The 13,045-nt window shown below is 41.3% G+C and carries 15 protein-coding genes; 2 read left to right on the forward strand and 13 right to left on the reverse strand.

Annotation, left to right across the window (positions count from 1 at the left end; genetic code table 11):
- The first annotated feature begins 2 nt into the window (after positions 1–2).
- A complete protein-coding gene (locus ACO1XM_RS01570) occupies positions 3–770 on the forward strand; it encodes a succinate dehydrogenase/fumarate reductase iron-sulfur subunit (protein ID WP_486225352.1) in 768 nt (255 codons plus the stop codon).
- Here ACO1XM_RS01570 and ACO1XM_RS01575 read toward each other — a convergent pair.
- From ACO1XM_RS01575 to ACO1XM_RS01585, 3 genes are read right to left on the reverse strand one after another with little or no spacing between them, the layout of a single operon-like run.
- Entirely contained in the window at positions 767–1,564 is a 798-nt protein-coding gene (locus tag ACO1XM_RS01575; protein ID WP_486225353.1) for a carbon-nitrogen hydrolase family protein, read from the reverse strand. The two genes, ACO1XM_RS01570 and ACO1XM_RS01575, sit on opposite strands and share 4 nt — an antisense overlap.
- A 15-nt stretch (positions 1,565–1,579) precedes the next feature.
- Complete coding sequence (locus ACO1XM_RS01580; protein ID WP_486225354.1) at positions 1,580–2,332, reverse strand: ABC transporter ATP-binding protein; 753 nt, start codon at positions 2,330–2,332, stop codon at positions 1,580–1,582.
- Complete coding sequence (locus tag ACO1XM_RS01585) at positions 2,329–3,069, reverse strand: MlaE family ABC transporter permease (RefSeq protein WP_486225355.1); 741 nt, start codon at positions 3,067–3,069, stop codon at positions 2,329–2,331. Before ACO1XM_RS01585 ends, ACO1XM_RS01580 begins: the two co-directional genes overlap by 4 nt.
- Before the next feature lie 57 nt (positions 3,070–3,126).
- Here ACO1XM_RS01585 and ACO1XM_RS01590 point away from each other — a divergent pair, with 57 nt between their 5' ends.
- Positions 3,127–3,834: an SDR family oxidoreductase gene (locus ACO1XM_RS01590; RefSeq protein ID WP_486225356.1), complete on the forward strand. Its 708-nt coding sequence runs from the start codon at positions 3,127–3,129 to the stop codon at positions 3,832–3,834.
- 2 nt (positions 3,835–3,836) lie between these two features.
- On the opposite strand, the gene ACO1XM_RS01595 is transcribed toward ACO1XM_RS01590, so the two are convergent.
- From ACO1XM_RS01595 to ACO1XM_RS01640, 10 genes are all read right to left on the reverse strand, one after another.
- Entirely contained in the window at positions 3,837–4,505 is a 669-nt protein-coding gene (locus tag ACO1XM_RS01595) for an SDR family NAD(P)-dependent oxidoreductase (RefSeq protein WP_486225357.1), read from the reverse strand.
- Complete coding sequence (locus tag ACO1XM_RS01600) at positions 4,502–5,371, reverse strand: porin family protein (RefSeq protein ID WP_486225358.1); 870 nt, start codon at positions 5,369–5,371, stop codon at positions 4,502–4,504. The genes ACO1XM_RS01595 and ACO1XM_RS01600 overlap by 4 nt, the downstream gene beginning before the upstream one ends.
- Positions 5,372–5,474: 103 nt before the next feature.
- Complete coding sequence (locus tag ACO1XM_RS01605) at positions 5,475–6,227, reverse strand: hypothetical protein (RefSeq protein ID WP_486225359.1); 753 nt, start codon at positions 6,225–6,227, stop codon at positions 5,475–5,477.
- Positions 6,227–6,934 carry a YebC/PmpR family DNA-binding transcriptional regulator gene (locus ACO1XM_RS01610; RefSeq protein WP_486225360.1) on the reverse strand — a complete coding sequence of 236 codons (708 nt, stop codon included), beginning with the start codon at positions 6,932–6,934 and terminating at the stop codon, positions 6,227–6,229. The genes ACO1XM_RS01605 and ACO1XM_RS01610 overlap by 1 nt, the downstream gene beginning before the upstream one ends.
- Before the next feature lie 217 nt (positions 6,935–7,151).
- Complete coding sequence (locus tag ACO1XM_RS01615) at positions 7,152–8,243, reverse strand: AMP-binding protein (protein ID WP_486225361.1); 1,092 nt, start codon at positions 8,241–8,243, stop codon at positions 7,152–7,154.
- 4 nt (positions 8,244–8,247) lie between these two features.
- Complete coding sequence (locus ACO1XM_RS01620) at positions 8,248–8,625, reverse strand: TerB family tellurite resistance protein (protein WP_486225362.1); 378 nt, start codon at positions 8,623–8,625, stop codon at positions 8,248–8,250.
- A gap of 147 nt (positions 8,626–8,772) precedes the next feature.
- Complete coding sequence (gene menB, locus ACO1XM_RS01625; RefSeq protein WP_486225363.1) at positions 8,773–9,597, reverse strand: 1,4-dihydroxy-2-naphthoyl-CoA synthase; 825 nt, start codon at positions 9,595–9,597, stop codon at positions 8,773–8,775.
- Positions 9,587–11,311 (reverse strand): 2-succinyl-5-enolpyruvyl-6-hydroxy-3-cyclohexene-1-carboxylic-acid synthase, encoded by a 1,725-nt coding sequence (gene menD / locus ACO1XM_RS01630; RefSeq protein ID WP_486225364.1) that lies wholly within the window; start codon positions 11,309–11,311, stop codon positions 9,587–9,589. The genes menB and menD overlap by 11 nt, the downstream gene beginning before the upstream one ends.
- Positions 11,312–11,313: 2 nt before the next feature.
- On the reverse strand, positions 11,314–12,525 hold the full coding sequence (locus ACO1XM_RS01635) for a chorismate-binding protein (protein ID WP_486225365.1): 1,212 nt from the start codon (positions 12,523–12,525) through the stop codon (positions 11,314–11,316).
- Between the two features lie 22 nt (positions 12,526–12,547).
- Positions 12,548–12,973 (reverse strand): hotdog fold thioesterase, encoded by a 426-nt coding sequence (locus ACO1XM_RS01640; protein WP_486225366.1) that lies wholly within the window; start codon positions 12,971–12,973, stop codon positions 12,548–12,550.
- Positions 12,974–13,045: the final 72 nt, after the last annotated feature.

Genomic DNA, 13,045 nt, shown 5'->3' on the forward strand with positions numbered 1-13,045 from the left:
TTATGAAGATTACGTTAAAGATTTGGAGACAAAAAGACAGCAATAGCAAAGGTGCTTTTAAAACGTATGTTGCTGAACATGTTTCGCCAGACATGTCCTTTCTGGAAATGCTGGATGTATTAAACAACGACCTGATCAGAAAAGGAGAGGAGTCTGTTGCATTTGATCATGATTGCCGCGAAGGTATTTGTGGTATGTGTAGTTTATACATCAACGGTCACCCGCATGGTCCTTTGCAAACTACTACTTGCCAGTTGCACATGCGTAGCTTTAAAGATGGCGAGACCATTACCATTGAGCCCTGGAGAGCGAAGGCATTTCCGGTAGTGAAAGATTTAGTCGTTGACCGCAGCGCATTTGATCGTATTCAGCAGTCGGGTGGTTATGTTTCTGTAAACACTGGTGGTGTACCCGATGCTAACGAAATTCCTATTCCTAAAAAGATTGCTGATGAAGCTTTTGACGCAGCCACTTGTATTGGTTGTGGTGCTTGTGTAGCCGCCTGTAAAAATGCTTCTGCGATGTTGTTTGTGAGTGCTAAAGTTTCTCAGTTTGCATTGTTGCCACAGGGTAAACCTGAACGCAAAGAGCGTGTGGAGAAAATGGTAGCGCAAATGGATGCGGAAGGTTTCGGAGCTTGTACCAACACCGGTGCTTGTGAAGCGGAATGTCCTAAAGGCATCAGCATCACCAACATTGCCCGCATGAACCGCGAATACTTCTCTGCTATTACAACTTCTTATGAGGTTGCCGTGAAGGGTGGCGATTAAGATTTTATTTTGTTAAGATAAATAGACAAGGGGCGTAAGCCCCTTTGTTTTTTTACGATGGTGCTGATCATTCCCGACAGGTGTTGAATTCCAGACTCCTCGGTTATGGTATCGACCCATAAAAGAGCTTCCCTGTCATCTAAGCAAGCTATTTTGTTTCCATGAGGATTCCATACAGCACTGCCACCTGCCCCTCTAAAATTATCTGCCGGACCAATCATGTTTACTAATAATGTCCACCACTGATGATGCTTGCTAATAGCAGCGTAGTGCTCCTGAACTTTTGTAATACCAACTGCAGATTTTGCAACACTTGCCAGATACACAGACGCTTTCATTTTTGCTGCTTCTGCGGCATGCACAAGCAGGGTAGATTCGTAACAAATGGCTGGGGCAATTCGCTCTTCTAAATCCCAGATTACTTCTTCTTTCCCCGTTGTAAAATAAGGTAACTCATCTGCATGTAAATAGCGCTTACAATAGGTAGACGGTGTTTGATTGGCTTGTATGAGGGTAAGGCCGATTCCAATGCCATCTCTTAATTGAATGGGTCTGCCTACAAGCATATTGACTTGACGATCATTAGAGAACATCTGGAATGATTTGATGAAGGCATCGCATACGCTTACTGTTTCCTTTGCAAGGGTTGGTTCGTAGTTGATCAACGAGAGCTCAGGAAATACAACAAGAGTGCATTGATTTTTCAACGCACTTTCTGCCGCTTGGATGTGTCGATCGAAATTGTGCTTGAGATTTCCGCTTAATGATTGAATTTGAGCTAAGCCGATTCTCATAAAACTGTTTTTATCTTACAGTTTATCCCTTAATGCACTCATCACCTTATTGGCAAAAACAAAATCATCCAGCTCTTTTACACCTGAGTGTGTAACATCATCTTTACTGCCTTCCCAGAGTTTATGCCCTTTGTACAAGTACATAATGTTATCACCCATACCCATTACAGAATTCATATCATGGGTAACCACTACGGTAGTCGTTTCTAATTCATAGGTAATATCCTGAATCAATTCATCAATCAGAATAGAAGTTTGCGGATCAAGACCTGAGTTAGGTTCATCACAGAACAGATAGGCAGGGTTGTTAACAATAGCACGAGCAATACCCACACGTTTTTTCATACCACCACTGATTTCTGATGGCATTTTTTTACCGGCATTTTCCAGTCCCACACGTTTCAAACAAAAGTTAACCCGATCCATTTTCTCATCAGGTTTCATTTTAGTAAGAATGTCGAGTGGGAACATGACATTTTTCTCTACCGTTTTCGAATCGAAAAGCGCACCGCCCTGAAAAAGCATGCCAATTTCCCTTCGGATCTCGGCTTTCATATCGTGATCGGCATCTGAGAAATTACGCATGTCGTAAAACACTTTACCTTCATCAACGGCAATTAAGCCAACGATGCATTTTAACAACACACTTTTACCAGTACCGCTGGATCCAATAATGAGATTACACTTTCCTTTTTGAAATTCACCACTAATGGCTTCCAACACCATTTTATCATTAAAGGATTTAGAAATTTCTTTGATCTTGATCATGCCAGTAATAATTGAGCGAGTAAATAATCGGCAATAAGCACTGCGATAACACTATTGGTTACAGCGCCCGTGGTAGCAATACCTACCTCCAAGGCACCACCTTGTGTGTAAAATCCTTTGAAAGAGGATATAGAAGAAATCAGAAAGGCAAAAGCAACGGACTTGATAAGTGCAAAAGTGATGGTAAATTCATTAAACACGAAGCGTATACCAAAAATGTATTCCGGGGGTGTAATAATTCCTGTTGCCGCGCCAATCAAATAACCACCAAAAAGTGAACAAAAGCCTGCGATTACTACTAACATGGGGTACATGAGCATGGACGCTATAATTTTTGGAAGAACCAAATAAGAGATAGAATTTATGCCCATTACCTCAACTGCATCAATCTGCTCAGTTATCCGCATGGTACCTAAACCACCGGCCATGCTTGAACCAACTTTTCCGGCATAAATAATAGCCATAATGGTTGGTGCCAATTCTAATACGGTCATCTCCCTCACTACTTGCGCAATAACATAACGCGGTATAAGGGGACTTACTAAATTATAGGCTGTTTGTACGGTAGATACTGCCCCTATAAAAGTGGAGACCAGTATAACTAGGAAAAGAGATCCTATACCAATGGAGATACATTCGTCTAAAACAAGCTTATAATAGGTTTTAAACGACTCTCTGTTAATAAAAAGAGACCGCAAGAAGATAAAATAACGGCCTACCTCATAAAAAAACTTCATAACAAAGGGGGTATAACTATCTTGCTAAGGTAGAAAAATAATCTTACTCAGCATTTTATGAATAAACTCATTGTAGTCAGCGGTGCCACAAAAGGCATAGGCCGGGCAATTGTCGAAGAATTTCTTCAGCATGGTTTTGACGCAGTTATCTGTGCACGTAAAATGGCCGATCTCACCACCATGAAGACCGAGGTAGAAACGAGATTTGCTAGTAGCAAGCTTTATATTTTTCAGGCCGATATGGCCGTTAAACAACAGATAAATGATTTCGCAAGCTTTGTAAGATCACTCAACAGACCCATTGAAGTATTGGTGAATAATGCAGGCTTTTTTGTGCCGGGTGAAATTGCCACCGAACCAGACGGAACACTGGAAAGTATGATAGATGCAAATTTGTACAGCGCTTATTACTTAACCAGGGGCCTGATTCAGCCTATGCGGGAAGCGAAAGCCGGACATATTTTTAACATCTGCTCTATAGCGAGTATCAAAGCCTATGCCAATGGCGGTAGTTATGCGATTACTAAATTCGCCATGCTGGGTTTATCGAAGTGTTTGCGTGAAGAATTAAAGCCATATGATATTCGTGTAACTGCAGTATTGCCAGGGGCTACGAAAACAGCCAGTTGGGATGGTGTTGATTTACCAGACGACAGGTTTATGAGTGTGGAAGATGTAGCGGCTACTGTATATGCTTGTCATGCGATTTCAAAAAGAAGTGTAGTGGAGGAAATTTTAATTCGTCCTCAATTGGGTGATATTTAGTGCTAATAAAAAGTATGAATTGTTTGAGCTTTGGCATCAAAAGAAGATAAACAAAGCTCAACAATTTTATTGGCCAGTGTTTCTGGTGTAACCCATTTGCTCATATCTGCTGCTGGCATTGATTTACAGTTTTCTGCTGTATCGATTGTGCCTGGTACAATCACATGAATGGTCACTTTACTTTTATTTCGATCTGCATTGAGTATTTCAGCCAGGTTTAACAGCATGGCTTTTGAAAGTGTATAGGCCAGCGCAAAAGCTCCACTCGCTAATTGATGCGCACTTTTCGATCCAATGAGTATAATGTTTCCGCCACCCTTTTTCTGCATGTGTTCATACATTGGGCGAATAAGCGTATAAGCCGTTTTGAAATTTAAAGTGAGCATTTTCTCAATGGAAGCATAGTCTGTTGCAGAGAGATCGCCCATATCAAATCCACCGGCAATGAGCGCAGCGGAGTGAATCTCTTGATGCTTTTGTATACAACGCAAGACTAGTGCATTAGCAGCCACTTCATCGGTAAGATCAAGTTGATTGTAGTGAACGTATTCGCCAGAAGCTTGCTCTTTACGTACAAGGGCTTCTACAAAGAATTGTTGTTGAAGTTTTCTCACAAGGGCTTCTCCTAAATTTCCCGCTGCCCCGCTAACGATACAGACAGGTTTACTCATTTTGGTTTTTTGCGTTTAGGTCCGTATGAAACAAAAGGTTTAATCTTTTTCGGTTTAGGTTTTTTCTCTATGAAAAGATAACGGGAATACCCGAGCGTTAAGGAGAAGAATAAGTCTCTTCTATCACCACCGATTTCATAGATGGTTTGATCATTGTTTGCCCTTTCAAGATAGTCAGCAGATCGTGGATCAAAAGCCCCCATATTGGCTCTGAAGTCGAAAGAAATCCGGGCATGGTCTGTTATATCCCAATCAGACCGAATACCTAATGAGCCTATTACCTGCACCATTTTAAAATCTGACTTTTTTAAGGTTGTTAAATTATTAACCTGAGGACTTACCACACCATCGTATTCAACCTGATAAGTATCGGGTAAAATGGAGTAAACCGTTGCCGGAAAACTGAGCTTGCTTCTGCTGTGCGTGATGCTTTCTTGGGCATTTAATAATTGGGCATAGCTGATACCGGCTACAAAACTTACCTTGAAAAACGATAGGTCAATGATATGCTTTTTATAAGAGAAGGGAAGCTGAAAGTAAGTGATGTTGACACTTCGCTCGCCAACTTGCCCGCGTTGCGTATTCAGGATGTTAAAAGTCTGACCGATTTGCGTGAGCTGTGGATCAATCATAAAACCAAATCCATTGTAATCAACGCCCACATGTATGCCTCCGGGAATGAAATCTGCACCATATTTAGCCTGGTAACGCGGATCGATGTTGATACCGTCATCGAAAGTAAAGGTGGAGGTGAGTCCACTGAAAGCCCCTACTGAATACGTAATCTCTTTTTGAGCATAGCCTACCGTTGATGCGAGCATCAATAAAAGCAATAATAAATGCGTGCGATCCAACGGGGGGTTCACTGGCAAAGAGGGTAGAGGTTATTTATAACCTGCAAAATAACAATTAATTACAGTTGATGAAGATAGAAAATTACTGATTTCGACTATTAACGGTTTTTAGCGGTTAGTAGAGTATGGCGCCTAATGTTATTTGAAATAGGCCGGTGTTTGAATAGGCAGTCCGATAAGTGAGCACATCATCAATAATACTGACAGATCCCCTTTCAATATGTCTTGAGCGGTCACCAGTTAAGTAGCTAAGTCTGATAAAGAAAGAAGCATGTGCCTGGGGCAAGTCAGATTCACTGCTGTCTTGTTTCCTGGTATGCAAGCCTATACCGAAGCCATAACCCAGACTGCCATCATTTTCGCTGTCAATTAAAATTTCCTCTTCACTGTCATCAAAAATGGTCTGATCGACCTTTATACGGCTGTTCATTACATGCGCTCCTGCCAATCCTTCACCAAAAATGGCCAACTTTCCTCTTACAGGAAGATAAAGACGAGCCACAGGGCCAATGAAGAATTTATTATAGGAGGTTTTATAGCGGATATCTGTGAAAGGATCAGTTGTTTTATCTCTCCCAAAAGTATGAATGGAAAAATCGATACCGAACAACAGGGGTGAGGCTCTTTTTTTTCCAAAGGGATTAAAGCCAAAGCCTGTAGAAAACCCTAAGGTGATTTCACCAAAATCGCTTTGCAGATTTTGTTTAAGCTGCTCGCCCGGTATGCCTGTTTCCAGGCCCAGGTAGAAATAACCCGGAATAATGTTAACGGGTTTTTCAAGTGCATAATTATCGGGATCTACCTGCTGGGCAAACAAACTCATGGAGAGCATGAGTAACGTTGTACAGGTAGCCAGTATTTTTTTCATCAGGCCAGGTTGTGATATACGTTTTGTACATCATCGTCATCTTCCAGGGCATCAACAAGCATTAATACTTCGTCTTGTTCTGCCTCACTGAGTTCTTTGGTAGTGGTTGGCAGATAATGCAGTTCTGCACTAATCGCTTCAATCTTTTTGTCTTCCAGGAATTTTACCATTAACCCAAAGTCTGTGAACTTGGTATGTATTACGGTTTCCTCTTCATTTTGTTCTATATCTTCGGCACCGGCATCGATCAAATCCAACTCCAATTCTTCCAGGTTTAAAACATTGGGTGCGAACTTAAAAACACCCTTACGCTCAAACATAAAAGCTACGGAACCAGAATTGCCCATGCTGCCATTCTTTTTGGAGAAAACAAGGCGCACATTCGCAACGGTGCGGGTAGGGTTATCTGTTGCACACTCTACCAGAATGGGTACGCCATGCGGGCCGTAACCTTCATAGATCACTTCCTGATAATCTTTATCATCTTTTGACGTGGCACGTTTAATAGCAGCCTCTACCTTGTCCTTAGGCATGTTCAAGCCTTTGGCGTTTTGTATTATCGTGCGAAGCTTTGAATTGGTGTCAGGATTACCTCCCCCCGCTTTTACAGCAATGTTTATTTCCTTGCCAATTTTGGTAAAGGCTTTAGACATTTTCGCATTGCGGGCGAAAATCTTGTGCTTACGTTTTTCAAATACACGTCCCATAAGAATTGATTAAGATTGACAAAAATAGAAGGCTTTGACCATACCTCAAAGGCCTGATTTTATGATATTTTCTTGATAGTTGACAGTAGGCAATAAGACGGAGTAAATTAACAACTGAGTTATGTACTCAATATACCTGTAGCGAGCACATTAGGGGTTAATTGACAGTAGACAAGCCTCCCTTGTCAATTGCTTTTTGATTACTGTCAACTATAAATTAACTCCCTGACAACAATTTCTGCAAGGTGGCCTTGCGATTCACCTTACCCGTAGGTGTCATTTCAAAGGCATCGGTATAAAGAATTGTTTTTGGTATTTCGTGTTTTTGTAAGTGCTTTTGTAATTCCTGAAGCAGGCCTTCTTCATTCATTTTACTCTTACTTTCTATAATCAGGCTTACCTTATCCCCCAGCTTTGCATCGGGTAAACTACTTATAAAAAAAGGGTGATTAATAAATAGTGAAGCGAAAACAAGTTCTATTGTTTTTTCAATTTTTTCGGGATATAGTTTAATCCCTCCTGAGTTAATTACATTGTCGGCTCTTCCGAGCCACTTAAATGTGACCGCATCAAGCATTTCAACAACATCATTGGTTACAATAGATACCGGCAGATAATTGGTTTGAATGATGAGACAATTTCTTTTGTCTACATCTAGTGTAACACCGGGCAAAGCTTTAAAAGCTGTGTCAATATGAACACCGGATATTTTTTGTAGAGCGATATGCGAAAGTGTTTCGGTCATACCATAAGTTTGGTAAACATCGCTTGTTGCTTTGTTTAAAATTTCCATCAGCATGGCAGAAACAGGAGCGCCCCCCACGATTATTTTTTTGATGCGCTTCAATTCACTAACACCCATTTCGGTGCAAATAGTTTCTGCCTGATAAGGGACCAAGGCAGCAAAATCAAATTGTGCCTCAGCAGGCAACTGACGTAAGGGATTACTTATTGGCTCTACCGAAGTGATATTCAGATTTCCAACCAGACAACGTACCAGCATCATAATACCGGCAATGTATTGGGTTGACAAGCAGATTAAAGCCTGGTCATTTTCTTTTAATCCTAATGCGTTGATGGTAGCTGTTGCAGAGGCAATCAATTGTTCACGCGTAACTTCAATTTTTTTAGGTGTTCCGGTTGAACCACTGGTCTGCAGGATAAATATTTGTTGATTATTCAGCCAGCGATGAATGAAATCAAGACTTGCTTTTTCAAAATCACTTTCAGGCGTAACCTTTCCTTGTTGTATGGAAGAAAGTGAAATGTGTTTATTATTTAACAGAAGGTGTGTATGCGAATAATGCATTGCATCATGCTGGTGATAAACTTTTCAAATCACTTTTAAAGCGATCGATGATGAGTTTCTCTTTTTCGCTATACCCACTGCACGATTCAGCAACTTTCTGCATAACGCGAACAGCCGTTGCTTTTAACTCTGGGGTCAGGTGTTCTCTGTATTTTTTTAAATCGTGTAAGGCTTCGTTGTAAGCAATATCAATACTGGGTTGTGTAACCTCATCCAATAACTCGAAACGACTTTGTGCTACCCAGGAATTGAAATCAAGTTCTTCTTCCACAATTTGATTGAAGGTCATGCGCTCTTCTGCGCTTAAGCCTTTGTCAGCTTTAGCGATTACATAAGCCATTTCAGCAATAGCACGATAGATTTCTCTCTGTTCAATTTGCATGGTAATGTTTATTCGTCTTATACGAGTAAGCTCTAATTTCAGTTTTTTAATCTATAAAGTAAAGCCTGATGAAAAGAAAAACCGCCATATCCATGAAAGTTGTTTAAAATCTTTTCTGAATATGGCGGTTGTCCTTGATTAAATCCCTTACGGGAACTTAGGATATTTTGACCAGTCTGGATCACGTTTTTCTAAGAAGGCATTTTTACCTTCTTTCGCTTCCTCAGACAAGTAGTAGAGGAGGGTAGCATTCCCGGCAAGTTCCTGGATACCTGCCTGACCGTCCAGTTCAGCATTGAAGGAAGACTTGAGCATGCGCAAGGCGATCGGGCTTTTGGCTATCATTTTCTTTGCCCAGGCCACATAGGTTTCTTCCAGCATTTCCAGTGGAACTACTTTATTGACAAGCCCCATGTCTAATGCCTCTTTAGCATCGTATTGATCGCAGAGATACCAGATTTCTCTAGCCTTTTTTTGACCGACCACACGGGCCAGGTAAGAAGCACCAAAGCCTCCATCGAAACTGCCTACTTTTGGACCGGTCTGTCCAAATCTTGCATTTTCAGCAGCGATAGAAAGATCGCAAACCACATGCAACACATGACCGCCACCAATGGCCCAACCGGCAACGGCTGCCACCACAGGCTTTGGAATAGAGCGGATCATTTTCTGAAGATCCAACACGTTCAGGCGAGGTGTGGCGTCTTGTCCAACATAACCACCATGACCGCGTACGCTTTGATCACCACCGCTACAAAAAGCTTTACCACCTTCTCCCGTTAAAATGATTACACGAACATCCATGTCTTCGCGACAGATGTTCATGGCATCAATCATTTCTTGTACAGTGAGTGGTGTAAAAGCATTGTGCACTTGTGGTCGGTTAATGCTGATGCGGGCAATGCCTTCGTACTTATGGAAAAGAATTTCTTTGTATTCTTTAATCGGTTGCCAGGGATATTTAAGATTCATAGCGTTCTTTTAGTTTTTTCTTAAAGCTTTCAAATATAGTCTTGTTCAATTGAGTGTCCGTTTCTATTTCAAGAATTTTTGGTGTTCCGTCATTCTCAAAAAAGTTTTTAAGCTGGTTACTTACTTTTTTTCTTGAATCAATAATCAGGTGATCGATGCCAAACTCTGCACAAAGATGTTTCGCGCTTAGCTTTTGTTTGGCCACAAAGTACTCGTCCACTTCTTTCAGATCGGCAGGGCCATCAATCAATTTAAAAATAACACCACCGTGGTTATTGAGTAATACTATTCTCAGGTTGGGTAGAGGATAATTATGCCAGAAGGCATTTCTATCGTAGAAGAAAGCAATGTCACCAGTAATCAGTACTTGTAATTTTTCAGGATTCGCCAGACAGTGACCAACTACGGTACTGGTGCAACCATCAATGCCACTGGTGCCTCGGTTGGCAAATACTTCAAGGCTGCTTTGATTTTCTGATAAGCCCACATAATTCGCATAGCGTACACTCATGCTGTTGGCCAGGTGTAAACTGCTGTCTTGCGGAAGGTTTTTAATGATATCGTTTACGATTTCAAATTCACCTAGTGTTGTAGCGGGGAAGAAATCAGAAATAAGTGCTTGTGCCTTTTGCTCTTCCAGTTGCCAGACTTGCTGATAATTTTCTTTTTTCTGCTTATCGAAATTTTCTTTTTTATCTAGAGTGCTCAAAAAATTAAAAAAACTTACTGGTGAAACAGAAGCTGTGTGTGTTAACGATTGATAAGTATCTGCTTGTTGCTCTTCAGTACCGATGTGCCAATGTACAATGGCCTTATATTTCCTTAAAAAAAGTTTTACTTGTTTGGCAATAACACCGCCACCAAAAGTAATCAGCAATTCAGGTTGGAGGGATTCTTTCAAACTATCCGGTGCCTGACCTAAGAATGCATCGGCATGTTTAATGGCTTGTGTTAACTTATGTTGGTTAGAAATGACATCTGCCAACACAGGTAAATTATGTTTTTCAATATTGAATTGAAGTAACTGCGTTAAGGCAAGATTGGCCGGTTGTTGTCCGGCAACAATCAATACTTTATTGTATTGTTTCCAATGTTTGGTAAAGATGGCTTTAGTATCATCACTCAATACAAACTCTTTTGGTGTATTGTTGATCACGCGAACATCTTTTACAAAATGTATCGGTTGATTATTGACAGGGTATAAAGGTTCACGCAGGGGTACGTTGATGTGTACTGGTCCTGGATTTTCGTTGTTAGTTAGGTTTAGGGCTTCATTAACAGAGCGGTTAATAGCCCAGACATTATCTGCATGTGCATATTCCTGGGGTAATTGGAAGAATCGCTTGACATGCTTACCAAATATATCTTGCTGATAAATGGTTTGACCATCTTGCTGACCAATCCATTCAGTTGGTCTGTCGCCTGAAAGTATGAGTAAAGGTATGCCCGAAAAGAAAGCTTCCGCTACTGCCGGTGCAAAATTGTAAAGCGCAGATCCTGATGTGCATATCAACACTACAGTTTGTTTACGCTCCTGTGCCATACCTAAAGCAACAAAAGCAGCGCTTCGTTCATCACTCAATACTTTGATACTAAAGCTTCCTTGTCGACTAAAAGCCAGGGTAAGTGGAGCGCAGCGAGAGCCTGGACATAATACTACCTGCCTGATTCCTTGCTGAGCACAGATTTCTGCTATGTTATAAATGGCCTGCACAACTAGCGTGTTGAAAGTGTATAGTTTTCAAAAATTACACTTAAGAGCGTATTCATTTTCATTTCAGTTTCTTCCCATTCTTTTTCAGCTACCGAGTCTATAGTTACTCCGGCACCTGCATACAATTGAGCAGAGGATTTTCTCCACTGCAAACAACGCAGGTTTACGAATAGCTCTGTGTTTTGCTGAATATTTACAGGGCCAAGATAACCGCTGTACAAATCGCGATCATAGCCTTCATGCTTCAACAGAAAATCAAGCGATAAATCTTTAGGCATGCCACACACGGCCGAAGTAGGGTGGAGGAGCTTGAGCATTACAGTACCCAATTGTGCAAAATTGGTTTCTTTCATGTCTACTTTAAAATCACTTTTAAGGTGCATGAGGTTACCGGCAATAATGGTTTTGGGACCATGTTCTTCATAGTCGCGTAGCCTTATCTTTTTAAAGCAGCTAATGATATAACGTTCTACCAGTGCCTGTTCTTCAATTTCTTTTTGTGTCCATGCCACGTTCTTGCTATCCGTTCCGGGTATCCAGGCTTTGGTACCAGCCAGGGCTACGGTTTTAAAAATGCGCTGGTCTTCAAGTGATACCAACAGCTCAGGCGTTGCGCCTAACCATGTGCCATGTTGAGGTGTGCTGACAAGCGAAACCATGGCTGTAGGGTAGCGCTGGCAGAGTGTATCAAAGGCTTCCAGTAAGTTGATGGAAGCTGCAATGATTTTGGTTCGCGATGGAACAATTTTCTCGGCCGCTCCTGCTTTAATGAGTTGTACAGCCTCATTGACCAAATTAACGTAATCACTTTTTACAGAAGTATCTTTAGCAACAGTATTCTTTTCATAAAATACGGGTGCCGCATCTATCGGCTTTAATTGTTTAAGCCAGGCATGGGCATTTGTTTCAGCAGCAGAACCTGGTTCTTCCAATGTTTGTTCAGCGAAGCGGAAGTAATAATCAGCCGTAAGGAAAGTTCGCTCTTCAGCCATAAAAGGCGCCAGCATAAAACCTTCGCTCAACTCTTCCAGTGCTGCATCTTCTGTGAGTAACTTTTCAGTTTTTGAGATAATCAGTTGCTGAATAGTTTGATTGGGTAAACGCCACAAAGCAACGGCATCGCCATTGGCAAAAGCATGATTGAGCAATACCTGCCAACAAGCCATTTTATCATTCAACTTTTGCGTATTTGCTGATTCTGTAGATTTCATCATCACAATCACAATTCCATTTTCACTACTTCTTGTCCATTACAGCCATGGTAATGCGACTGATACAAACCAACTCTTGCTTCTCGTTAAGGATTTTAATTTCCCATACCTGTGTTCTTCCACCAATGTGAATGGGTTTGGCTACACCTGTAACAAAGCCAGTTCTGGCGCTCTTAATGTGATTAGCATTAATCTCCAGTCCCACACAGTATTGTTTGCTGATATCTACACAGCAGGTAGCCGCTACACTACCCAGGGTTTCGGCCAGTACCACGGAAGCACCACCATGTAACAAGCCAAGGGGCTGATGGGTTCGATGGTCTACCGGCATTTTTGCTTCAATAAAATCAGCGCCAATGGCCGTAAATTCAATGCCTACATGTTCCACCATTGTGTTGGCAGACAGGCCATTAAGTGCTTGTAAAGTGATGCCTTCTTTGAAAATGCTCATTTGCTACTCTTTTGTTTGGAGGCTAACAATCAGAAAACCCAGAAAATACCGGATATCTTCTTATACTTGCGC

This window comes from Chryseotalea sp. (assembly GCF_057350905.1).